This is a genomic window from Streptomyces sp. NPDC002623 (assembly GCF_053592635.1).
Map to the genome: position 1 here is coordinate 71,773 of NZ_JBSFWB010000010.1, position 22,173 is coordinate 93,945.

At 72.0% G+C, this 22,173-nt stretch carries 18 protein-coding genes; 3 read left to right on the plus strand and 15 right to left on the minus strand.

The genetic code is table 11. From position 1 onward, the window contains the following. Positions 1–11 precede the first annotated feature (11 nt). From ACWD4O_RS19965 to pgm, 14 genes are all read right to left on the minus strand, one after another. Positions 12–977, minus strand: coding sequence for a FecCD family ABC transporter permease (locus ACWD4O_RS19965; RefSeq protein WP_451281424.1), 966 nt, complete (start codon positions 975–977; stop codon positions 12–14). Positions 978–1,033: 56 nt separating this feature from the next. Next, the gene (locus ACWD4O_RS19970; RefSeq protein ID WP_451281426.1) at positions 1,034–2,077 is read right to left on the minus strand and encodes an ABC transporter substrate-binding protein; all 1,044 of its coding nucleotides are present in this window, start codon (positions 2,075–2,077) and stop codon (positions 1,034–1,036) included. Positions 2,078–2,168: 91 nt separating this feature from the next. Beyond that, complete coding sequence (locus tag ACWD4O_RS19975; RefSeq protein ID WP_451281428.1) at positions 2,169–6,401, minus strand: amino acid adenylation domain-containing protein; 4,233 nt, start codon at positions 6,399–6,401, stop codon at positions 2,169–2,171. After that, positions 6,398–6,643, minus strand: a complete 246-nt coding sequence (locus ACWD4O_RS19980) for a phosphopantetheine-binding protein (protein WP_351913575.1) — start codon at positions 6,641–6,643, stop codon at positions 6,398–6,400. The genes ACWD4O_RS19975 and ACWD4O_RS19980 overlap by 4 nt, the downstream gene beginning before the upstream one ends. Positions 6,644–6,674: 31 nt before the next feature. Beyond that, on the minus strand, positions 6,675–8,204 hold the full coding sequence (locus ACWD4O_RS19985) for a long-chain-fatty-acid--CoA ligase (protein ID WP_451281430.1): 1,530 nt from the start codon (positions 8,202–8,204) through the stop codon (positions 6,675–6,677). A 20-nt stretch (positions 8,205–8,224) separates the two neighbouring features. Further along, positions 8,225–8,725, minus strand: coding sequence for a (2E)-enoyl-ACP glycyltransferase (gene scoD, locus ACWD4O_RS19990; protein WP_451281434.1), 501 nt, complete (start codon positions 8,723–8,725; stop codon positions 8,225–8,227). Further along, on the minus strand, positions 8,722–9,612 hold the full coding sequence (scoE, locus tag ACWD4O_RS19995) for a (3R)-3-[(carboxymethyl)amino]fatty acid oxygenase/decarboxylase (protein ID WP_451281436.1): 891 nt from the start codon (positions 9,610–9,612) through the stop codon (positions 8,722–8,724). The genes scoD and scoE overlap by 4 nt, the downstream gene beginning before the upstream one ends. An 85-nt stretch (positions 9,613–9,697) precedes the next feature. Beyond that, complete coding sequence (locus ACWD4O_RS20000) at positions 9,698–9,940, minus strand: acyl carrier protein (RefSeq protein ID WP_450944990.1); 243 nt, start codon at positions 9,938–9,940, stop codon at positions 9,698–9,700. Then, complete coding sequence (locus ACWD4O_RS20005) at positions 9,937–10,983, minus strand: beta-ketoacyl-ACP synthase III (protein ID WP_451281438.1); 1,047 nt, start codon at positions 10,981–10,983, stop codon at positions 9,937–9,939. The genes ACWD4O_RS20000 and ACWD4O_RS20005 overlap by 4 nt, the downstream gene beginning before the upstream one ends. Before the next feature lie 278 nt (positions 10,984–11,261). Next, on the minus strand, positions 11,262–12,680 hold the full coding sequence (locus tag ACWD4O_RS20010; RefSeq protein WP_451281716.1) for an MFS transporter: 1,419 nt from the start codon (positions 12,678–12,680) through the stop codon (positions 11,262–11,264). Between the two features lie 264 nt (positions 12,681–12,944). Continuing rightward, complete coding sequence (locus tag ACWD4O_RS20015; RefSeq protein WP_451281440.1) at positions 12,945–13,475, minus strand: copper chaperone PCu(A)C; 531 nt, start codon at positions 13,473–13,475, stop codon at positions 12,945–12,947. Continuing rightward, entirely contained in the window at positions 13,472–15,757 is a 2,286-nt protein-coding gene (locus ACWD4O_RS20020; RefSeq protein WP_451281442.1) for a heavy metal translocating P-type ATPase, read from the minus strand. Before ACWD4O_RS20020 ends, ACWD4O_RS20015 begins: the two co-directional genes overlap by 4 nt. Beyond that, positions 15,757–16,044 carry a hypothetical protein gene (locus tag ACWD4O_RS20025; protein WP_451281444.1) on the minus strand — a complete coding sequence of 96 codons (288 nt, stop codon included), beginning with the start codon at positions 16,042–16,044 and terminating at the stop codon, positions 15,757–15,759. Before ACWD4O_RS20025 ends, ACWD4O_RS20020 begins: the two co-directional genes overlap by 1 nt. Before the next feature lie 147 nt (positions 16,045–16,191). Beyond that, entirely contained in the window at positions 16,192–17,832 is a 1,641-nt protein-coding gene (pgm, locus tag ACWD4O_RS20030; RefSeq protein WP_451281445.1) for a phosphoglucomutase (alpha-D-glucose-1,6-bisphosphate-dependent), read from the minus strand. 200 nt (positions 17,833–18,032) lie between these two features. On the opposite strand from pgm, the gene ACWD4O_RS20035 reads away from it, so the two are divergent. Continuing rightward, positions 18,033–18,686 carry a lysophospholipid acyltransferase family protein gene (locus ACWD4O_RS20035; RefSeq protein WP_451281446.1) on the plus strand — a complete coding sequence of 218 codons (654 nt, stop codon included), beginning with the start codon at positions 18,033–18,035 and terminating at the stop codon, positions 18,684–18,686. A 271-nt stretch (positions 18,687–18,957) separates the two neighbouring features. On the opposite strand, the gene ACWD4O_RS20040 is transcribed toward ACWD4O_RS20035, so the two are convergent. Continuing rightward, a complete protein-coding gene (locus tag ACWD4O_RS20040; RefSeq protein WP_451281447.1) occupies positions 18,958–20,022 on the minus strand; it encodes a LacI family DNA-binding transcriptional regulator in 1,065 nt (354 codons plus the stop codon). Between the two features lie 259 nt (positions 20,023–20,281). On the opposite strand from ACWD4O_RS20040, the gene ACWD4O_RS20045 reads away from it, so the two are divergent. Then, positions 20,282–21,208 (plus strand): carbohydrate ABC transporter permease, encoded by a 927-nt coding sequence (locus ACWD4O_RS20045; protein WP_451281448.1) that lies wholly within the window; start codon positions 20,282–20,284, stop codon positions 21,206–21,208. Between the two features lie 3 nt (positions 21,209–21,211). Next, a complete protein-coding gene (locus ACWD4O_RS20050) occupies positions 21,212–22,135 on the plus strand; it encodes a carbohydrate ABC transporter permease (protein ID WP_451281450.1) in 924 nt (307 codons plus the stop codon). Positions 22,136–22,173: the final 38 nt, after the last annotated feature.

Below are 22,173 nucleotides of genomic sequence, written 5' to 3' on the forward strand. Positions count from 1 at the left end.
GGGGAAAGAAGTCAAACGGTGTCCAGGCCCTTGTTGCGGCGCAGCAGCCACAGGAAGAAGGGGGCGCCCAGCAGGGCGGTGAGGATGCCCAGCGGGAGTTCGTTGGGGCGGGTGAGGGTGCGGGAGAGCAGGTCCACGAGGACCAGGTAGACGGCGCCGAGGAGGGCCGTCAGGGGAATCAGCCTGCGATGGTCGGCGCCCACGGTGAGGCGGACCAGGTGGGGGATCATCAGGCCGACGAAGCCCACCCCGCCCGCGACGGCGATGACCGTGCCGGTGAGCAGCGCGCTGATGACCAGCAGGACGGCCCGCAGTTGGTTCACGTCCACGCCGAGCGCGGTCGCGGACTCGTCGCCGGCCAGCAGGGCGTTGAGCCGCCGCCCGAAGAGGGTCAGCAGCACCGCGCTCGTCAGGACCACCACCGTGACGGTGGGCAGCTGGCTCCACTGCGCGCCCGCGACACTGCCCAGCATCCAGAACATGACCGTCCGCAACTCGGTGGGTGTCGCGAGCAGTTGGACGAAGCTGGTCATCGACAGCAGGACGTAGCCGACGGCGACTCCGGCGAGCACCAGACGGGTCGGGGCCAGTCGGCCGCCTCGCTGTCCCAGGGCGAACACCAGCGCCCCGGCCGCCGAGGCGCCCACGAACGCGGCGCCCGAGACGCCGAGTCCGCCGAGGGCGACGCCGCCGAGGGTGATGACCAGGACGGCGCCGAGCGAGGCGCCGTAGGAGAAGCCGAGGACGACCGGGTCGGCGAGCGGGTTGGAGACCAGGGTCTGGAGCACCGCTCCGGCGACGGCGAGACCCGCGCCGACCAGGGCGGCGAGGGCGACCCGGGGGGCTCGGAAGGTCCACACGATCTGGTCCAGGGCCGGGTCGTCGGTGGCTCCCCGGCCCGTCAGGTGGTGCCCGAGGATGCCCCAGACGTCGGCCACCGGGACGTTCACCGCGCCGATGCTGACCGCCACCACCATGACGGCGACGAGGACGGCGAACAGGGCGGCGCAGGACAGCGGGAGCCGGAGGCCGTTCAGACCTTGTCGGGGTGCAGCATCCCGGCGATCTTCTCGACCGCCAGGTCGTTGCTGGGGCCGAGATACATCGAGTCCGACAGCGCCACGTACGTGTTGTTCTTCGCGGCCGGCCACTGGGGGAACTCCTTCAGCAGTTGTTCGGCGTAGGCCGCCGGGTTCGGGTCGTTGTAGCCGATGACGACGAGGGCGTCGACGTCGGTCGCGGCCACCTTCTCCTTGCTCAGGTCGGCGAAGGACGTCTCGGAGGCGTTCTCGAAGGCGTTGGCGCCGCCGGCCTTGGCGAGGATGTCGTTGTAGATGCCCTTGGCGACGACCGAGCTGAAGTCGTTGCCGCCCATGGCCATGTTGGAGAACAGCACCATGACCTTGGGCTGCTTCTCGCCCTTCACCTTGGCGGCGACGTCGGCGATGCGCTTCTCCGAGGCGGCGATCAGCTGCTCGGCCCGCTCGGAGACGTTGAAGACCTTCCCCATGTCGCGCAGCAGTGTGTAGCTGTCGGCGATGGTCATCTTGGTGGTGTCCTGGTCACAACCCTGCGGCGACACATAGGTGTGGGCGCCGACCTGCTTCAGCTGCTCGCGGGTGGCGAAGCCGTTCTTCTCGTCGAAGCCGTACGACGTGGTGGACAGCACCAGGTCCGGGCGCAGGCCGATCATCGCCTCGCGGGGGATGTCGTAGGCGTCGTTCAGTTTCACGTCACCGGTGGGCAGGGCCTTGATGGCGGCGGCCCGCCCGGAGACCTCCGACATGCCGTAGGTCTGCTGGTTGGCGACGATCTTGTCCTGGACGCCGAGGGCGAGGAGCGTGGAGACCTCGGCGACCGAGGCGCCGTTCATGAGGACGACCCGGCTCGGCTCCTCGGTGATCTTCTCGGAGGCTCCGCAGTTCTCGAGGGTCACCGGGTAGCCGGACTTCGCGGCGGCCGCGGAGGCGTCGCCGCCGGCGGCGCTGTCGGTGCCGGTCGAGGAGTCGGCGCAGGCCGTGGTGACCAGACAGAGGGCGCCGGCCAGGGCGACGGCTACGGGCCGTTTCTTCGACATGCTGGCTCCTTGGTGCGGGGGCTCGTGAAGGGCGGGGGGCTCTGTTGCAGTAGTCGGAAGCGAGGGAGGGTGAGTTCCCGGTGGTCCCCGACTAATTTGCGGAGGACGGGAGTTGACTCGGTGCGGGCAGCGCGCCGGTGCCGACGCAGTGGTCGAGGTAGCGGAAGACGAGGTCCCGGTCGACGGGCGGGGAGGCGATGCCGCTGCCGCGCAGACCCTGCACGACGTTGTCCGCACGGACGCGCCCCAGTCGGAGGTCGCCGTCGGCGCCCCAGGAGTCGAAGAAGGCCAGCGTGGTCGCCGCCGCTCCGGAGGAGTCCGGGAGTTCGGCTCTCCACCGGGCCAGGGGCAGACGGCGCAGCGGATAGCCGTACTCTTCCAGCCAGTCGTGGACGTCGTCGAGCCGCACCGGGGGCGCGGTCGCGTGGTTGAAGACGGTCGCTCCGGGCGGTCCGAGCGCGAGGTGGACGACGGCCCGGGCGGCGTGGTCGACCGGGGTCCAGGTCTCCTCCTCGAACAGTTCGGGGACGATCCCGGCGGGCACCCCCGCGCGCAGCACGCTCCACAGGAAGTCCCGCTCGTTGACGTAGCCGGTCTCGTACGGGCCGACGATCCGGCCGAGCCGGTGCACGGTGACCGGGATCCCCCGCTCGGCGGCCTGTTCGAGGAGCCGCTCGGCCGCCCACTTCGACTGCTGGTAGCCGGAGCGCAGTCCGGGATGGGACGGGAGGAACGCCTCCGGCACCTCGGGGCTCAGGGCGAGCGGCGGGGCGACGGAGAGGGTCGACACGAGGTGCAGGGGGATCGGGCGTACGGCCGCCATGCGCAGCAGGGCTCTGGTGGACTCGGTGTTGGCGGCGCGCAGGGTGGCGTACTCGCGCAGGATGCTGACGGTCGCCGCGTTGTGCAGGATCGCGTCACAGGTGCGGGCGAGCTCGGCGAACTCCCGCTCGTCCAGGCCGAGTCCGGGGCGGGCGAGGTCCGCGGGAAGCGCCGTGATCCGCCGCCGTGCCGCGGTCGGCAGGAGGATCCGGTGGGTGTCCAGGGCCTGGTGCACGCGGGCGGTCGCCTCGGCGGGGCTCGGCGCGCGGACGGTGCAGACGATCTCCGCGGCAGTGCTCGTCAGAAGCCGGGCCAGCAGGTGGACGCCGACGAAACCGGTCGCGCCGGTGAGCAGGATCCGCTCCGGTGCGCCGCCGGTCGCCCGGGGGCCGCCGCCTGGGCGGATGTCCGGGTCGAGGACGGTGTCGGCGAGCAGGGTCTCGGGGAGCAGGGTCTCGGGGAGCGCGGGAGCGGCTGCCCCCGGCCGCTCCCGCAGCAGGCGCGCGAGTCCGGCCGCGGTCGGATGCTGGAAGAGCCAGGCGACCTTCACGTCGCGGCGCAGTGCGACGCCGAGCCGGTTGGCGACCTGGATGGCCTGGAGGGACTGGGCACCCAGGTCGAACACATCGTCCTGGGGGCCGACTTCGGCCACTCCGAGCACCCGTTGCCAGGCTGCGGCGACGGTGTGTTCCAGGGTGCCGGGCTGCCCGGTCGGAGGAGCGGGCGGAGTCTGCGTCTTGAGCGCGTTCCGGTCGATCTTCCCGGTGCCGGTCCTGGGGAGGCTGTCCGGGAACTCGACGGCGGCCGGGATCATCGCCGCGGGCAGCGTCGCGCGGAGGCGGTCCCTGATCGTGGACGCGGCCGGGCCTGCGGACCCGTCGCGGACGACGTGCGCGATCAGCCGCCGGGTGCCGTCCTCCAGCACCTGTCCGACGACGGCGGCCTCGCGGACCCCGGGAACGCCCAGGAGCGCGCTCTCCACCTCGGCGGGGTGCACCCGACGTCCGCCGATCTTGAACTCGGCGTCCGAGCGGCCCAGATGGCGCAGTTGTCCGTCGTCGCCGATCCGGACGAGGTCGCCGGTGCGGTAGGCGCGGGGTGCTCCGGGGAGGGCGTGGAGCGGCGCGAAGCGGGAGGCTTCCGCGGGCGCCTCTCCTCGGTAGCCGACGGCCAGGTTGCCGCCCAGGAGGTGGAGTTCTCCGTCCACGACCGCCGCGCGCGTACCGGGCAGCGGGAGTCCGATGGGCACATCGCCGGGTGCGCGTGCGGGGTCGTGGAGGTCGGCGACGGTGGCGACGACAGTGGCCTCGGTCGGGCCGTAGGTGTTCAGCAGCCGCACGGACGGGTCGACGGCCCTGCGCCAGCGGTCGACCCGTTCGGGGAGGGCGGCCTCCCCGCCGATGACGACGGTCCGCACCTCGGCGGGGAGGGCTGCGGTTCCGGTCGAGACGGCGTGGGCCAGTTCGTGCCAGTAGGCGGTCGGCAGGTCGAGGTAGCTGATCCGCGCACGTGCGCAGGCGGCCAGGAAGTCGGGGACCGAGTCGGTCATGTCGTCGGTCCGCACGACGAGCGTGGCGCCCGCACACAGGGTCAGGAAGATCTCCTCGACGCTCGTGTCGAAGTACAGCGGGGCGAACTGCAGGACCCGGTCGCCTTGTCGGGGCCCGTAGCGGTGTGCGGCGCCGGCGACGAAGTGCGCCAGGGCGTGGTGGGCGATCTCGACGCCCTTGGGGCGGCCGGTGGAGCCGGAGGTGTGCAGGACGTAGGCGAGGTCGTCCGGCGTGGGGGCGGTGGGATCGGTGGGGTCGGCCGGGCCGGGCCCCCGCAGGTCGGTGTGGGCGGCGGGCGTCAGGACGAGTGCGGGGCGGGCGTCCGCCAGCAGCTCGGCGCTGCGCGCCGGGGGCGCGCTCGGGTCGAGCGGGCAGTAGGCGGCTCCGGAGGCGAGGACGCCGAGGACGGCGGTGATCGCGTCGATGCCACGGGGCAGGGCCACGGCCACCAGGTCGCCGGGCCCGATCCGGCGGGCCGCCAGCCGGCGGGCGAGGTCCCGCACCGAGCCGAGGAGCTCCGCGTACGTCACGCTGCGTCCGTCGTGCTCGACGGCGACCGAGTCGCCGCGGCGGGCGGCCTGTTCGGCGATCAGGTCGAGCACCGGACGCACGGGTCCGGGCAGCGGCCCGCCGTCCAGGACCGGGACGGTCTCGCGCGCCCGCAGCTCGCCCAGCGCCCGGTCGGGAGCGGCGACGGCGGCCCCGAGCAGGGCGAGGAGCCCGGCCTGGAACGCGGCGAGGTCCGTCTCTGCGTAGAGGTCGGGGTGGGCGTCCACGGCGATGCGCAGGCCCGCGCCCTCGGAGCGGTCATAGACGTTGACGGACAGGTCGTCGACGGGCCCCGCGGAGACGTTGTGGACCGTGCTGCGGTGTCCGGCGAACCGGAGGTCGTAGGCGAACGGCATGATGTTGACGCCCGGGCCGGACAACCGGCGCTGTCCGCCGACGAGTTTGAGGTCGCGCCGCAGGTGTTCGTAGCGGTAGCGCTGGTGCGGCAGTGCGGCGCGCAGCTCTCGCGAGACCCGGGCCGCGAGCTCGCGCAGGGTGTCCGCGTCGTCGACGCCCACCCGCAGGGGCAGGATGTTGCGGACCGTGCAGGGCACCCGGAGGGCGACGGAGCCGAGTCGGCCCATGACCGGCAGGCTGAGGACGATCTCCGGGGCGCCGGTCGCGTGGTGCAGCCCGGCCGCGGTGACCGCCAGCAGGACGTCCGCCCAGGTGACGTCGAGGTCGTGGGCGACGGCGCGCAGGTCCGCCGTCCGCGCCGCGTCGAGGTCGGCCACCCGGCGGTGGAAAGCGCGCGCGGGCAGGGCCGTGCGGCCGGCGGGGGTCGCCACCGGCGGCCGGTCGGTGAACCGGTCCGTCCAGTAGGCGCGGTCCGCGGCGCGGCGGGGCGACTCGCGGTAGGCGTGTTCCTCCTCCCGCACCGAGGCCAGGGTGCCGAAGCCGCTGTCCTGCACCGGTTCGCGCGCGATCAGGGAGGTGTAGACCTGGGCGACCCGGCGGGCGACCAGCGACAGGCCGAAGCCGTCGAGGGCGATGTGGTGGACGCGGTGGTACCAGAGGTACTGCTCCCGGTCGATCCGCAGCAGGGCGTGGCCGAACAGGGGGCCGCGCGTGAGGTCGACCGGGCGGGCGATGTCCTCGTCCATCCAGGCCAGGGCCGCCGCGTGCGGGTCGGGTGCGGCGGTGAGGTCGGCCGTGTGCAGCCGCCAGTCGCCGGCCGGGGCCGCGGTCTCCCAGGGGCGGCCCTGGTCGTCGGTGACGTAGACGACGTTCAGGGCCTCCGTCTCCGCGACGACGTGGTGCAGTGCCGCGTCGAGGACGGCCGCGTCCACCGGGCCGTGGATGTGCGCGTACTCGGCCGTGTTGTAGGCGGGGCTGTCCGGGTCGAGCCGCTGGCCGGTCCAGATGCCTTCCTGGGCGGCCAGCAGCGGACGGCGCACCGTCATGCGGTCCGCCCCTGCCGTGCGGAGAGCAGCTGCCACCACTGGGCGAACGAGGTGCACTCGGCGAGTTCGACGAAGGTGACGTCCACGCCGGTCTCCCGCCACCGTTCGAGGAGGGTGACGATGCGCAGGGAGTCCAGCCCCGCGTACAGGGGGTTCTCGTCGAGGTCGACCTCGTCGGGCCGCTGGTGCAGGTACTCCGCCAGGTCCGCGCGGAAGCCGTCCAGCGTGAGGGGGGCAGGCATGTCGTTCTCTCCAAGGGCCGAGGGGGGCCGGTCAGTTGACCTTGCGGGCGGAGTCGCTCCAGAAGCGGTCGCGCAGTTCGCGGCGCAGGATCTTTCCGCTGGGGTTGCGCGGCACGACGTCGATGAACTCGTACCGGGCGGGCAGCTTGAAGCTCGCCAGCCGCGGGACGAGGAAGGTGTGCAGCTCCCTGGGGCTGGGCCGGTGGCCGGGCGCCGCGACGACGAAGGCGTGCACGTACTCGCCCCAGCGTTCGTCGGGGGCGCCGACGACGACGGCCTCGGCGACGCCCGGATGAGCTTCGAGCACGTTCTCGATCTCGGCCGGGTAGACGTTCTCCCCGGCGACTAGGACGGCGTCCTTGATGCGGTCGCGGATGAAGACGTAGCCGTCCTCGTCGAGGTAGCCGGCGTCCCCGGTGTGGATCCAGCCGTCGACGAGGGTCTCGGCGGTCTTCTCGGGCAGCCCCCAGTACTCGACCATGCGGGCGGGCGTGGCCAGACAGACCTCGCCGACCGCGCCCGGCGGGAGTTCACGGCCCTCGCCGTCGATCACCTTGGCGCGTACGCCCGGATACGGGCGTCCCGCCGCCTGCATGAGCGGGCCGCCCGGGACATGGGCGGCCGGGGGCAGACAGACGGCGGTGTTGCCGGTCTCGGTGAGGCCGTAGATCTGGGCGAACTCGCAGTCCAGGACGGCGAGGCTCTCCTCCAGCAGGGCTTCGGAGATCGGGGAGCCGCCGTAGACGGTCTTGCGCAGGGTGGTGAAGTCCTTCGCGTCGACGCCGGGCTCGGTCAGCATCATGCGGAGCATGGCCGGGACGACGCAGGCGGTGGTGACGCCGAGGTCGCGGATGAGGTCGACGGCCGTGCGGGCGTGGAAGGCGCGCATTGCGACGACGGTCGTCCCCGCGTCGAGGTTCTGCGTGGCCCACCACAGTCCGCCGATGTGGAAGCCGGGGATGCCGATGAGCGCGATGTCCCCGGGCCGCCAGTCGATCCAGTCCAGCCCCTCGCTCGCCAGGGCCTCGCGGATCGCGAAGAAACTGCGGTGCGCGAGGACCACGCCCTTGGGCAGGCCGGTGGTGCCGCTGGTGTAGAGCTGGGCGACGGGGGTGTCCGGGGTCGGGTCGAACTCCGTCTCCCCGTCGCCGTGTTCGGCGCGCCACTCCTGTATCGAGCCCAGGGGCACGACCGTCTCCGGGGGCGCGGTCGGCATCCTGTCGACGATCGGCGCGAACTCGTCCTCCAGGAACAGGAGTCGGGTGCCGGAGTCCTGGAGGACATGGCCGACCTCGGGGGCGGTGAGCCGCCAGTTGACGGGGACGAGCACCGTGCCGCTCTTGGCGCAGCCGAAGAGGATCTCGTAGTAGTGCTCGGACTCCTTGCCGAGATAGGCGACCCGGTCGCCGGGGGCGAGTCCGGCGGCGCGCAGGGCGTGGGCGATGCGGTTGCTCTCGCGGTGCAGATCGCCGTAGGTCAGGGTGCGGTCCTCGCAGAGCACGGCCGGGAGGTCGGGCCGGTTCTCGGCGTGGCGGCGGGTGGTCTGGACAAGCGTCTTCATGACGGACAGCCCTTCGGCGGTCAGGGGATGTTGACGAACGCGAGGGTCGCCTCGCCGTCGCAGCGGCCGGCGCCCGTGTCCCGGAAGCGGTAGGCGGTCTCGGCGTACAGGAACGGGCTGCCGTCGGCCGATGCGCGCCGGGTGACGGAGCGGAATTCCATCTCCCCCGAAAAGGCGCGGGGGTCGACCGGGCGTCGGAAATTCGACGAGAAGCGGGCGATGAGAATGTCCGGCAGTTGGTGCTTCCAGAAGTCGTCCAGCGTCCATGACGCGAATCCCGTGCCCAGCCCGTCCCGCACGGACCGGGCGACCAGGTAGTACATCATCTGGTTGTAGCAGATGTTCACCTCGACGGAATTCAGATGGCCGGTGTCGTCGATGTAGCACGACTCGGGAATCTCGAAATCGCAGCGGGCGGTGATCCGTCCGGCGTCGCCTTCGGTCACTACGGCCGAACGCAGGTACTTGCAGTGGTCCTTGTACGGCAGCAGCACCTGGGCCAGCAGGGCCTCGTCCGTCATGCCGCCCTGATCCCGTCGTGCAGCCCGCGCTCGTCGTGCACGGTGACGCGGTAGGAGACGGTCGGCTCGGGTGTCGTGGTGTGCCGGGCGCGGTGGACGAGGCTGCGGTTGTCCCAGATCAGAAGGTCGCCCTGGGCGAAGCTCTGGAGGTGGATGTTGTCGTGCTCGAAGGTCTCGTCGAGCTGGCCGGTGGCCTCGAACAGCCGCTTGAGGAGTTCTTCGTCGAGCGGTTCGCCGCGCTCGTCCTCGATGCCGACGGTGAAGCCCTCGCTGACGTAGAGGACCGTCTCGCCGGTCATGGGGTGTGTGAAAGCGGTCGGCTGGACGACGGCCGGGGTCTTCCGCTCGACCTCGTCGATGATCTCGGAAAGGGGGCGGTAAACGTCCTGGGGCCGGATCTTGAAGTACTTGCGCACGGAGTGCCGGCAGCGCGTTCCGGCAATCGCCTGCTGAAGATCCTCCGGCAGTTTCCGGTACGCCCGCCCCATGTCGATGAAATACGTTCCGCGGTTCCTCTGCGGGATGACCTGTGGATATATCAGGGTTATCCCGAAGGGGTCCGGCATGAACTGGTAGTCGGCGTGCCAGAATTTACCGGTCTTCGGTACGCCGATCTGCTTACCGTTCTCCGGGACATTGGAGGAGACGAATATCTCTGTGACCTCGGGGTGCTGGTACATCGGCTCGTAGTAGGTCTCCGGGCGGCCCAGGCGCTCGCCGAGCGCGAGAAACTCCTGGGGAGAGAGGTCCTGGCCTTTCAGGACGGCGATCTTCTTCGTGTACACGGCGTTCTTGAGCGCCGCGATGTCGGCTTCCGAGGCGGTGGTGTGGTCGAAGCCCTCGACCGTGACGCCGAGTTCCTTGCCGGGCTGGTCCTGGATTTCCATGTCTGTGCTTCCTTTCGCTTTCCGTCCGTTTGCGGTCCGGGTTCGGTCGGTGTTCGGTCGGCTTTCCGTCCGTGCTCCGCTTGGTTCAGGCAGTCGCGCGGCGGCGGGCGTCGATGAGTCCGGCCAGGTCGCCGAGGGTGAGGTCGGGTTCGAGTTCGTCGTCGCCGATCCGCACGCCGAGGTCGCGCTCGATGCGGATGCTGATCTCGACCGTCGTCAGGGAGTCGACGTCGAGTTCGCCGAGGGTCGCCGCCGGGCGGATCCGGTCGGCAGGGGCGTCGTGGAGTCTCACGAGGAGTTCGGCGAGTTGCTCGTAGGCGGTGCTCATGGCGTCGTCCGTTCTTGTCGAGGAAGCGAGGAGGGCCAGGTCAGCAGGCAGGAACCCCAGGTGAGGCCGCCGCCGAAGGCGGTGAGCAGCAGTCGGTCGCCGGGGCGGACGATCCCGCGCGCCGCCGCGTGCGACAGGGCGAGCGGGATGGACGCCGCGCCCGTGTTGCCGACGGACTCGACATGCGTCACGCACCGCTCCCGGGGCAGACCGAGGTCGTCGGCCACCGAGTGCAGGATCCGCAGGTTGGCCTGGTGGGGCACGAAGTGGTCGACGTCGTCGATCTTCCAGCCGGCCCGGTCCAGCGCGGCCCGCGCCGACTCGGCCATGCGGGTCACCGCGTGGCGGTAGACCTCCTTGCCCCGCATCCGGAAGTGCCGCTCCTCGCGGCTGGGCTCACCGGGCCGGGAGCGCTGCCGGGAGCCGCCGGCCGCGACCATGATCAGGTCCTCGTGGGCGCCGTCGCTGTGCAGGTCGAAGTGGCCGACCGCACCGGGCTCGGCACGGTGTCCGGCGCGCAGGACGACGGCTCCGGCGCCGTCGCCGAAGATGATCGCGTTGGCCCGGTCCAGCGGGTCCACGATCGTGGAGTACGTGTCCGCCCCGATGAGCAGCACCCGCTCGGCCACACCGGCCGCGATCAGCCCGGCGGCGGAGGCGAGTCCGTAGACGAAGCCGGTGCACACCGCGCCGACGTCGAAGGCGGCCGCACCCGTGAGGCCGAGCCGGGCGGCGACCGCGGGGGCGGTCGCCGGGCAGGTGTGGTCCGGGGTGGCCGTGGCGACGACGACCGCGTCGACCGTGTCCGTGCCGGCGGCGGCGAGGGCCCGCCGGCCGGCTTCGACGGCCAGGTCGGAGGTCGCCTGCCCGGTCTCGACGACGTGCCGCAGGCGGATCCCGGTCCGGGTGCGGATCCAGGCTTCGTCGGTGTCGAGCCTTCGCGCGAGGTGCTCGTTGGTCACCACACGCGGCGGCACGTAGCCGGCCACCCCGCACAGAACGGCGGCCGGAGACGCCGGGGAACCGGCGGCGATGGTGGACATAGAGGTTCTCCTGGCATGACGGAGGACGGACCGGGCGGCCCGGGGACGGGCAGGGCGAGACGGGGAGCAGCAGGGCGAGGCGGGGGGGCAGGCAAGGCGAGGCGGGCGGCGGACAGGGCGAGGCGGGGACAGGCAGGGCTAGACGGGCGGGGGCAGGGCGAGGCGGGGGGGCAGGCAAGGCGAGGCGGGCGTCGGGCTAGACGGGCGGGGGGCAGGGCGAGACAAGGACGAGCAGGGCGAGGCGGGCGGCGGGCGTCGGAAGGGGAGGTCGGAGGTGCCTAGGGACTCGTGCTCCCGGCGGTCCGGGTGGCGTCCGCACCGCCGATGGCCTCACCCGGTCCGGCGGTCGGAGCGCCGCGGCCGAGGGCCGGCAGGACGAGTGCGCCGAGGGCGAGCGCGGCCGCCGTCGTGAAGACGGCGGTGCGGATGCCCTCCAGGAGTCCGGGCCCCGAGGCGCTCTGTCCGACGCCGCCGGCGACCGCGACCAGTGCGGCGAGGCCCACCGCGCCGCCCACCTGCAGGGTGGTCGACGCCAGCCCGGAGGCGACGCCCTGGTCATCGGCGGCCACCCCGGCGGACGCGGCGATCCACATCCCCGTCCACGCGGCGCCCTGGCCGAGCCCGAGCAGCACGATCCCCGGCAGGAGTCCTGGATACGAGCCGTCCGAGGTGAGCCCGAGGCCGAGTGCCGCGGCGCCGACCGCGCCCAGCGCGAAGCCGCCGACCAGCATGCGGCGCACTCCGAAGGCGGACACGGCGCGTTCACCGGCCTGGGTGCCGACGGCGACCACCACCGCGGGCACGAGGAACGCCAGCCCGGTCGCCACCGGGCTGTAGCCGTGGACCGTCTGGAAGTAGAGGGTCAGGAAGTACGGCACCGAGCTGAACGTGGCGCTGAACAGGGCGGTCACCCCCATGGCGACCGAGAGGCCGGGGCGGGCGAACAGCCGTGCCGGTACGAGCGGTTCCCGAGATCGCCGTTCCACGACGGCGAAGAGGGTCAGCAGGCAGCCGGAGAGCGCGGCGCTCGCCAGGGCCACGGGTGTGTCCCAGCCCTCCGCCGGGGCCTGCACCAGCAGGAACACCAGGAGTGTGACCCCGCCCGTCGCGGTCAGCGCGCCCGCCGCGTCGAACCGCCGCGAGCGGTCCCAGGGCCCGTCCGCGGGGAAGAGCAGCCGCCCGGCCACCGCGAGGGCTCCGGCGAGGGGCACGTTGACGAAGAACACCGACGGCCAGCCGAACGCCTCCACGACGACCCCGCCCAGCAGGGATCCGAAGCAGAGCCCGCCGGCCCCCGCGGCCCCCCACACCGCCAGGGCCCGGTTCCGCGCGGGCCCCTCCTCGTACAGGGTGTTGATCAGGGACAGCGTCGCCGGGAAGAGCAGGGCGCCGCCGAGTCCCTGGACCGCCCTGACGGCGACCAGTACGCCCGACGACTCCGACAGCCCGCCCACGAGGGACGAGCCCGCGTACAGCAGCGCCGCCAGCACGAACATCCGGCGCCGGCCCAGCAGGTCGGCCGCCCGGCCGCCCAGCAGCAGGAAGCCTCCGCTGGTCACGACGTAGGCGCTGACCACCCATTGCAGGTCGTGGTCGGAGAATCCGAGGCCCGCGCCGATGTCCGGCAGCGCGACGTACACGATGTTGTAGTCGAGCGAGATGACGAGCTGCCCCAACGCCAGAACAAACAGGGACATCATCCATCACCCCCTCAGGAATCACAGAATCCGGAATTCCAGGGAAGGGAATTCCGAAAGGCAGATCATTTTCCGCCACCGTAGCAGCCCGATTCGAGCTTGGGAATGACCAATTTCTACGACCGCACCTCGGCGTATTTCGCATTCCCGGATATCGGGGCAGCCCTGGGAGCCGACAGTGCGGAACTGCCGGCCGAAAAGCACAGGTATTTCACTGGTTGAATTCCTGCCCCCGCTTAATTCCTACCCCCTTGTCACCGCCGCTCAATTTCCTGTGCTGTCCTGGCCCGGGCGGACGACCACCGCGAGTGTCCTGACGGTGCCGCTGCGTTCGAAGTGCAGGGTGAACGACACGAGATCGCCCGATTCCCAGCCCGACTTCGCCGGGACGACGACGTCCACGCCGTTCGGGGACATGGCGAGGCTCTCGCCGGCCGCGACGGCGACGGAGCCGACCGTCTGCGCAGTGGCCGAGCCGGCGCCGGCCATCCGGTGCCTGCTGAGGCGGGACCCGCCCGTCCCGGCCTCTGCGGAGGTCACCTTCAGCAGCCGGTCCGCCGCGCCCCCGCTGTTGGTGACCCGGAAGAAGGCGGCCGTCTCCGCGACTCCGGCGGAGGGCAGGAACACCTTGCCCTCGGTGACCTCGATACGCGCCGGACTGCCTGCGTTGCCGTAGGCGGTCCAGGTGCTCAGGCCGCCGAGTGCGAGACCGCACGCGGCGACGGGCGCGAGCGCGGTGAGCAGTGTGTCGGCGAGTCGGCGACGGGCGGGCCGCCGAAGCTCCTGTTCGGTCATCCGGCGGCCTTCCTGACGGGCGAGAGCCTGGGCGTGGGCTGCCAGGCGCGCAGCCGCAGACTGTTGGCGACGACGAGCACCGAGCTCGCCGACATGGCCGCCGCGGCGAGCATCGGATTGAGCAGACCGACCATGGCCGGCGGGACGGTGAGGACGTTGTAGCCGAAGGCCCACACCAGGTTGACCCGGATGGTGCCCAGCGTGCGCCGGGCGAGCCGTACCGCGTCCGCGAGGGCCTCGATGTCGCCGCGGACGAGGGTGACGTCGGCGGCCCCGATGGCCACGTCCGTGCCGCTGCCCATGGCGATCCCCAGGTCGGCGACGGCCAGCGCGGCGGCGTCGTTCACGCCGTCGCCGACGACCGCGACCCGGTACCCCTGTTCCTGCAGCTCCCGTACGAGGCCGGCCTTGTCCTCGGGGGTGCGGCGGGCGTGCACCTCGTCGATACCGAGCGCGTCGGCGATGGCCCGGGCGGACGCCTCCCGGTCGCCGGTGGCGAGCACCGGGCGGACCCCGAGCCGCCGCAGCCGGTCCACCGCCCGGTAGCTCCCGGGCCGTACGACGTCCCCGATCTCGATCAGGGCCTCGGCGTGGCCGTCCACCCGGACCAGCACGGGCGTGCGGGCGGCGGCTTCGGCCTGCGCCAGCGCATCCTCGAGGACGGCGGGCAACTCGTCGTCCGGCGCGAGGACTTCGACCAGCCGCCCCGCGGCCCGGCCGCGCACTCCCCGCCCGGGCAGGGCGCTGAACCCGCTCACCTCCGGCAGCCGCTGTTCGCCCGACTCCCGCCGGGCGTAGGCGCAGACGGCCCGGCCCAGCGGATGCTCCGAACCCTGCTCGACGGCCCCCGCCAGCCGCAGCGCCTCGTCGCGGCCGAGCCCGTCCGGCACGGCGGTGACCCGGGCGACGCTCATATGCCCGGAGGTGAGCGTGCCGGTCTTGTCCAGGACGACGACGTCCAGCTGTCGCAGCCCCTCGAGCGCCTGCGGCCCGGTGACCAGGACGCCCAACTGGGCGCCCCGGCCGGTCGCGGCCATCAGCGCGGTCGGCGTCGCGAGGCCCAGCGCACAGGGGCAGGCCACGACCAGGACGGCCACGCTCGCGGTGACGGCCGCCTGCGGAGCGGCCCCGGCGCCCAGCCAGAACCCGAGCGCGGTGACGGCCAGCGCCAGCACCACGGGCACGAAGACACCGGCCACCGAGTCGGCCAGCCGCTGCGCCCGCGCCTTGCCGGCCTGCGCCTCGGTCACCAGCCGGGCGATCCGGGCGAGTTGGGTGTCGGCGCCGACGGCCGTGGCCCGTACCAGCAGCAGCCCGCCGGCGTTGACGGCCCCGCCGACCACCGCGGAGCCCGGTCCCACCTCGACGGGCTCGCTCTCGCCGGTGACCAGGGAGAGGTCGACGGCGGAACTGCCCTCCACCACCTCGCCGTCGGTGGCGACCCGCTCCCCCGGCCGGACGACGAAGACCTGTCCCACCCCCAGCTCCTCGATGGGAACGAGTCGTTCGGAGCCGTCGCCGTCCGCACGGACGGACACCTCCTTGGTCGCGAGCCGGGCCAGCGAGCGCAGCGCCGCCCCGGTCCCGTGCCGGGCCCGCGCCTCCAGGAACCGCCCGGCCAGCACGAACAGCGGTACGCCGACGGCCGCTTCGAGATAGACGTGCGCGACGCCGTCCGAGGCGGTCGGCACCAGCGTGAACGGCATGCGCATGCCGGGATCGCCGGCGCCCCCGAGGAACAGCGCGTACGCCGACCAGCAGAAGGACGCCGTCACGCCCAGCGAGACCAGTGTGTCCATGGTCGCGGCGGAGTGCCGCAGGCCTCGTACCGCGCGCTGGTGAAAGGGCCAGGCGCCCCATACGGCGACGGGCGCGGCGAGCACGAAGCACAGCCACTGCCAGTTGCGGAACTGAAGGACGGGCGCCATCGACAGGACGAGCACGGGGACCGCGAGCAGGGCGGTGACGACCAGTCGGTGCCGCTGCTGCCGGGCGACCTCGGACTCGCCGCCGCCGTCGTCATCGTCCGCGGGCTCCCGCTTCTCGGGCGGCCGGGGCAGGGCGGCCGTGTAGCCGGCCTTCTCGACGGTCGCGACGAGTTCGTCCCGGCTGATGTCCGCGGGATGGCTCACCCGGGCCGACCCGGTGGCGAGATTGACGGTCGCCGTGACGCCGTCCAGCCTGCCGAGCTTCTTCTCGACCCGGGTCACGCAGGCCCCGCAGGTCATGCCGCCCACGGTCAGATCGGTGATGAGCATGGTGCCCACCGGGTCGGCCCCCATCAGCCGCCACCCCCGTGCATGTCCTCCATGCCGCCCATGTCACCCATGTCGCCGGTGTCACCGGTGCCGCCCGAGTCGCCGACTCCCCCGCCGTCGTCGCCGCCGCCCGTGCCGGTTTCGGTGCCGTGCATTCCGGGTGCGACGGGGCCGGCGGCCGCACCGGCCGCGTACGACACCGCGAAGACCAGGGCCAGCAACAGGAGGAAGCCGCAGAGGGCGGGCGGGGGCGCGGCTCTGCGTAAGGCCGCGCCCGCACCGAGCAGGAAGGATTGCCGGGACTCGTCCATCAACCGCGTCTCCAGACCACGTCGTACGACGTCGTCGGGACCGCGCCGTACCGATTCAGTAGTCGGACCGGCCGAGGACCGAGTTCCGCGGCAAAGATGTGGCGCGCGTCACATCGTGGGTGAAGGCGAGTTGCGCCGCTCCCGGGCTCAGCCGGCCAGCGCCGCGTCCACCACGTCCTTGGCCTCCTCCTGGACGCGGCGGAGGTGATCGGGGCCGAGGAACGACTCGGCGTAGATCTTGTAGACGTCCTCGGTGCCCGACGGGCGGGCCGCGAACCAGGCGTTGGCGGTGGTGACCTTGATGCCGCCGATGGACGCGCCGTTGCCCGGGGCCTCGGTGAGCACGCCGGTCACCGCCTCCCCGGCCAGGGTGTCGGCGGTGACCTGCGCGGGCGAGAGCTTGCCGAGCAGCGCCTTCTCCTCCCGGGTGGCCGCGGCGTCGATACGGGCGTAGGCGGGCGAGCCGAAGCGTTCCGTCAGGCCGGCGTAGTGCTCGGACGGCGTCTTTCCGGTGACCGCCGTGATCTCGGAGGCCAGCAGCGCCAGGATGATGCCGTCCTTGTCCGTGGTCCAGACGGAGCCGTCGCGGCGCAGGAAGGACGCGCCGGCCGACTCCTCGCCGCCGAAGCCCAGCGATCCGTCGACCAGCCCGTCCACGAACCACTTGAAGCCGACGGGCACCTCGACCAGTCGGCGGCCCAGGTCGGCGGCGACCCGGTCGATCATCGAGGAGGACACCAGCGTCTTGCCGATGCCCGCGGCGGCGGGCCACTGCTCGCGGTGGGCGTAGAGGTAGGCGATGGCGGCGGCCAGGTAGTGGTTGGGGTTCATCAGGCCCGCGTCCGGTGTGACGATGCCGTGCCGGTCGGCGTCGGCGTCGTTGCCCGTGGCGATCCGGAAGCGGTCCCGCTGGTCGATCAGGGAGGCCATCGCGTACGGCGACGAGCAGTCCATGCGGATCTTGCCGTCCCAGTCGAGCGTCATGAACCGCCAGGTGGGGTCGGTGAGCGGGTTGACGACCGTCAGGTCGAGCCGGTGCTGTTCGGCGATCCGGCCCCAGTAGGCGACGGAGGCCCCGCCGAGCGGATCGGCGCCGATCCGGATGCCGGCCGCGCGGATCGCGTCCAGGTCGAGGACGTTCGGCAGGTCGGCGACATATGTGCCGAGGAAGTCGTAGCGGGCGGTCGTGGGCGCGGCGAGCGCCTGGGCGTAGGGGATGCGCCGGACGTCCTTCAGACCGGCCGAGATGATCTCGTTGGCCCGGTCCTGGATCCAGGAGGTGGCGTCGGAGCCGGCGGGGCCGCCGCTCGGCGGGTTGTACTTGAACCCGCCGTCGGCGGGCGGGTTGTGCGACGGGGTGACGACCACGCCGTCGGCGAGGGCGGCGCTGCGGCCCGCGTTGTGGGTGAGGATCGCGTGCGAGACGGCGGGGGTGGGCGTGTAGCCGTCGGCGTCGTCGATGAGCACGGTCACGCCGTTGGCCGCGAAGACCTCCAGGGCGGTGACCCGGGCCGGCTCGGACAGGGCATGGCTGTCGGCGCCGAGGAAGAGGGGGCCGTCGGTGCCCTGGGCCGCGCGGTACTCGCAGATCGCCTGGCTGGTCGCGGCGATGTGGTCCTCGTTGAACGCCGTGTTGAGCGAGGACCCCCGGTGCCCGGAGGTGCCGAACGCCACGCGCTGCACCGGGTCGGCCGGGTCGGGGTGCAACGCGTAGTACGCGGTGACCAACCGGGCGACGTCGACGAGATCCTCGGGGCCGGCCGCCTGACCCGCTCGCTCGTGCTGCATGTGCCCGCTCCTCCACGTCTGTGATCATTGACCTGCGGGTCCCATCCTCCCTTGTGGGAGCGGCGGTCCGCGAGTACGGGGCCGGTTTTCCGTGCGATGCGTCGACCCGGGGCCGGGATCTGAGTAGCCGTACTCAGGCGCGGGCATCGCCGCACCACCAGACTGGGGCTCCGATCACCTTTCAGCGGAGAGGCTCCCTCGTGTTCAGCCGTGCCGTCATCGCCCTGACGCCGTTCTTCGGGCGGCTCACCGTCACCAGTGAGATCAAGCTGCGTCTGCCCGCGGGGACCATCTTCGTGGCCAACCACGACTCCATGGCCGATCCCGCCGTCGTCATGACCGCGCTGCGGCAGTACGAGCTGGAGCCGGTGGTCATGGCGACGGCGGGGCTCTGGCGCATACCGCTGCTCGGCAGGGCGCTGACCCGCGAGGGCCACATCCCGGTCCGGCGCCGGACGGCGCACGCGGCGCTGGCGCTCGACGCCGCCGCCGAGGCGCTGGCGGGCGGGCGGCACGTCCTTCTCTACGGCGAGGGCGGGCTGCCGCGCCGCCGGGACGCTGCGGCGACTCCGCCCGAGCCGTTCCGCACCGGCCTCGCCCGGCTGGCGCAGACGACGGGTGCGCTGGTCGTGCCGGTGGGCCACGCGGGCGCCCGCCGGATCGCCTCGGGCTCTACGGCGAAACAACTGGCAGGCACCCTGACGGCCCCGATCCGCCGCCCCCACTGCCACGTCCACCTCGGCGCACCCCTGCGCCTCCCCGAGGAGACGGAGAGCGGCACGACAGCCGCCCAGCGCGCGGTCACCACGGCCTGGCGGACAGCGGCCCGCGCCATCGGCGAACACCCGAAGTAACCGGGACCGGCACCCGCCTGCGGCCCCGACTGCCCACCGCGGCGAACAACACCCCGGCTGCCCACCGCGGCGAACAACACCACGCCGGCCGCGCCCCTCGCCTTCCCCGCGGCCCTCGCGCACGGCGAACCCGCGCCGTGCGCGAGCACCCCATGGCGCCCGAGCCCGACCCGCACGCCGAACGCGGCCGCAGCCGCAGCCGCGGCCGCGTCGACCATGCGCGAGCACCACCCCCGCCGGCGACGCCGGGACACCCCGACCCCGGCCGCCGCTACGGCTCCTGCCCCTCCCCCTGCCCGGCGCCCGGCGGCGCCGTGCTGTCCCGAAGTACCAGCCGGGTGGGCACCAGCGTCGTTCCCCGTTCCGAGCCGTCCGGGCGCATCTTGCGGAGCACGGCCTGGACGCAGAGGCGGCCGACCTCGGCGAAGTCCTGGTGCAGGGTGGTGAGCGGGGGCAGGAAGGAACCCGCCTCGGGGATGTCGTCGAAGCCGATGACGCTGACGTCCTGCGGCACCCGGCGGCCCCGTTCGTGCAGGGCGCGCAGCAGGCCCAGGGCCATCTGGTCGTTGGCCGCGAAGACCGCCGTGCACTCCTCCCGGGCCGCGAGCTCCAGGCCCGCCCGGTAGCCGGACTCCGCCGACCAGTCGCCCCGGACCAGGGGCGGCGGGGTGCGGCCCGCCTCGGCGAGGGCGGCGTGCCAGGCGTCCGCGCGGCGCTGCGCGGCGAACGAGTCCGCGGGGCCGCCCAGGTGCCAGACGGTCCGGTGGCCGAGGTCGAGAAGATGCTGGACGGCGGTGCGGGTGCCGCCGGCCTGGTCGGTGTCGACGACGGTGTAGTGGTCGCCGGCGTCGGAGTCGACCACCACCACCTGGACGTGCGGCGGAAGTTTGACGGTCGCCGCGTCCAGCAGGTGCACCTCCATGATGACGATCACCGCGTCGACGGCGAGCTCCTCCAGCCGGGAGAACGCGCCGCGCACCTCGTCGGTGGTGGGCACGGCCACCGGGAGCAGCGTCACCGCGTACCCTTCGGCGGCCGCCGAGGTGGCGATGGCCTCCAGGGTGCGCACATTGCCGGTGGTGGACAGCGTGAAGGTGATGACGCCGATGGTGCGGAACTCCCCGCGCTTGAGGGCGCGGGCGGCGCTGTTGGGCCGGTAGCCGAGCTCCTTCATGGCCTCGAGCACCTGCTGCCGGGTCTCCTCGTTCACTCCCGCGTAACCGTTGGAGACGCGGGAGACGGTCTGCGAGGACACGCCTGCGAGCCGGGCGACGTCCGCCATGGAGGCCGTGGCCCGATGGCGTCCCGGCGCCCTCGCCGGTGTTCTTTCAGCCATGTCCACTCGGTGGGCCCACCTCTCTGTCGGCTCGGGTGTCACGGTCTCCCCAGAGGACCCTCACGCATCGTCAGAGGACCCTTGACCATCGTTATCGGGGCAGTGTAGACATGCCGCCATCAGATGTTTACGTAAACATAACAGTTCACCGAGCCTCTTGCGTGGCTGATGTTTGCGTAAACATCATGGTGTCGGCGGGGCGGCCGGAAACCTCCGCGCAACACCTGCCGGTTCCAGGACTGGACGAGCGAGGAACGACATGACGACGCTGCAACCGCCGGTGGCCGCCGAGCCGCGGCCGGCACCTCCGCCGGCGAAACGGGACCGCCGATCCTGGACGGGGTGGGGCTTCATCGGCCCCTTCGTGGCCGTGTTCGCCCTGGTGTTCCTGGCCCCGATCATGTACTCGATCTACCTGAGCCTCTTCCGTGACCAGCTCATCGGCGGCAACCAGTTCGTCGGGCTGGACAACTACACGCGGGCCCTGCAGGACGACGCGTTCTGGTCGGCAGTCGGCCGGGTGGCGCTCTTCCTGGCGATCCAGGTGCCGATCATGCTGGGCATCGCCCTGCTGGTGGCGCTGGCACTGGACAGCGGCCGGCTCTACGGCAAGAGCTTCTTCCGGATCACGATCTTCCTGCCGTACGCCGTGCCCGCCGTGGTCGCCACCCTGATGTGGGGCTTCATGTACGGCACCAAGTACGGCCTGGTGGGCGACATCAACTCCGCGTTCGGTGTCACCCTGCCCGACCTGCTCTCCCCCAGCTGGGTGCTCGCCTCCATCGGCAACATCGTGACCTGGGAGTTCGTCGGCTACAACATGCTGATCTTCTACTCGGCGCTGCGGGTCATCCCGACCTCGCTGTACGAGGCGGCGGAGATCGACGGCGCGGGTCAGTGGCGGATCATCAGCTCGATCAAGCTGCCCGCGATCCGGGGCGCGATCGTCATCGCGACGATCTTCTCCATCATCGGCAGCTTCCAGCTCTTCAACGAGCCGAGCATCCTGCGTCCGCTGGCGCTGAACGCCATCACCACGGACTACACGCCGAACTTCTACACGTACTCGCTGTCCTTCAACGGTCAGCAGCACAACTACTCCGCGACGGTGGCCATCATCATGGGCGTCATCACGATGATCGTCGCCTACGCCGTCCAGCTGCGCGGCATGCGCAAGGGAGCGTGACCCGTGAGCACCTCTGTCACCGCCTCCCCCGCGAAGAACACCGCCCCGAGGCTGCGGACCCCCCGTAAGAAGCACAGCCCGAGCAAGCCGAAGCGCAATGTGCTGCTGACGGTGCTGATGGGCCTGATGGTCCTCTACACCGTGGTGCCGCTGATCTGGCTGGTCATCAACGCCACGAAGACCCAGTCGGGCCTGGCCGACTCGAACGGCCTGTGGTTCGCCCACGACTTCGCGCTGTGGGACAACATCCGGGACACCTTCACCTACCACGACGGCATCTTCGGCCGCTGGCTGCTGAACACCCTGCTGTACGTGGTGCTCGGTGCGGGCGGCGCGACGCTGCTGGCGGTGCTGGGCGGGTACGCGCTGGCGAAGTTCCAGTTCCCCGGCAAGCGCGCGATCTTCGCCGTGGTGATCGGCGCGGTGGCCGTGCCGGGTACGGCGCTGGCGGTGCCGACCTTCCTGATGTTCAGCAAGATGGGACTGACCGACACCCCCTGGGCAGTGATCATCCCCTCCCTGGTGTCGCCGTTCGGCCTCTATCTGATGTGGGTGTTCGCCGCCGAGGCGATCCCGACCGAGCTGCTGGAGGCGGCCCGGATGGACGGGGCGAGCGAGGTGCGGACCTTCTTCCAGGTCGCGCTGCCGCTGCTGGCCCCCGGGATCGTGACCGTGCTGCTGTTCACCACGGTCGCCACCTGGAACAACTACTTCCTCCCGCTGATCATGCTGAAGGACCCCGACTGGTACCCGTTGACGCTGGGTCTGAGCGCCTGGAGCTCCCAGGCGCAGACCATCGGCGGCGACGTGATCTTCAACCTCGTGATCACGGGGTCCCTGCTCACGATCCTTCCCCTGATCGCCGCCTTCCTGTTCCTCCAGAAGTACTGGCAGTCCGGCCTCGCCGCCGGAAGTGTCAAGGAGTGACCTGGGCCGCGCCCCCAAGCCCCACATTTGAGCAACAC

Bases quoted from the DNA above. Each gene is read 5' to 3' on its own strand.
- pgm (WP_451281445.1), bottom strand. From the start codon at position 17,832: ATGCAGCACGAGCGAGCGGGTCAGGCGGCCGGCCCCGAGGATCTCGTC.
- ACWD4O_RS20000 (WP_450944990.1), bottom strand. From the start codon at position 9,940: ATGAGCACCGCCTACGAGCAACTCGCCGAACTCCTCGTGAGACTCCAC.
- ACWD4O_RS19965 (WP_451281424.1), bottom strand. From the start codon at position 977: ATGGTGGTGGCGGTCAGCATCGGCGCGGTGAACGTCCCGGTGGCCGAC.
- scoD (WP_451281434.1), bottom strand. From the start codon at position 8,725: ATGACGGACGAGGCCCTGCTGGCCCAGGTGCTGCTGCCGTACAAGGAC.
- ACWD4O_RS20040 (WP_451281447.1), bottom strand. From the start codon at position 20,022: ATGGCTGAAAGAACACCGGCGAGGGCGCCGGGACGCCATCGGGCCACG.
- ACWD4O_RS20015 (WP_451281440.1), bottom strand. From the start codon at position 13,475: ATGACCGAACAGGAGCTTCGGCGGCCCGCCCGTCGCCGACTCGCCGAC.
- ACWD4O_RS20025 (WP_451281444.1), bottom strand. From the start codon at position 16,044: ATGGACGAGTCCCGGCAATCCTTCCTGCTCGGTGCGGGCGCGGCCTTA.
- ACWD4O_RS19975 (WP_451281428.1), bottom strand. From the start codon at position 6,401: ATGACGGTGCGCCGTCCGCTGCTGGCCGCCCAGGAAGGCATCTGGACC.
- ACWD4O_RS20045 (WP_451281448.1), top strand. From the start codon at position 20,282: ATGACGACGCTGCAACCGCCGGTGGCCGCCGAGCCGCGGCCGGCACCT.
- scoE (WP_451281436.1), bottom strand. From the start codon at position 9,612: ATGGAAATCCAGGACCAGCCCGGCAAGGAACTCGGCGTCACGGTCGAG.
- ACWD4O_RS19970 (WP_451281426.1), bottom strand. From the start codon at position 2,077: ATGTCGAAGAAACGGCCCGTAGCCGTCGCCCTGGCCGGCGCCCTCTGT.
- ACWD4O_RS20005 (WP_451281438.1), bottom strand. From the start codon at position 10,983: ATGTCCACCATCGCCGCCGGTTCCCCGGCGTCTCCGGCCGCCGTTCTG.
- ACWD4O_RS19980 (WP_351913575.1), bottom strand. From the start codon at position 6,643: ATGCCTGCCCCCCTCACGCTGGACGGCTTCCGCGCGGACCTGGCGGAG.
- ACWD4O_RS20010 (WP_451281716.1), bottom strand. From the start codon at position 12,680: ATGTCCCTGTTTGTTCTGGCGTTGGGGCAGCTCGTCATCTCGCTCGAC.
- ACWD4O_RS19985 (WP_451281430.1), bottom strand. From the start codon at position 8,204: ATGAAGACGCTTGTCCAGACCACCCGCCGCCACGCCGAGAACCGGCCC.
- ACWD4O_RS20020 (WP_451281442.1), bottom strand. From the start codon at position 15,757: ATGGGGGCCGACCCGGTGGGCACCATGCTCATCACCGATCTGACCGTG.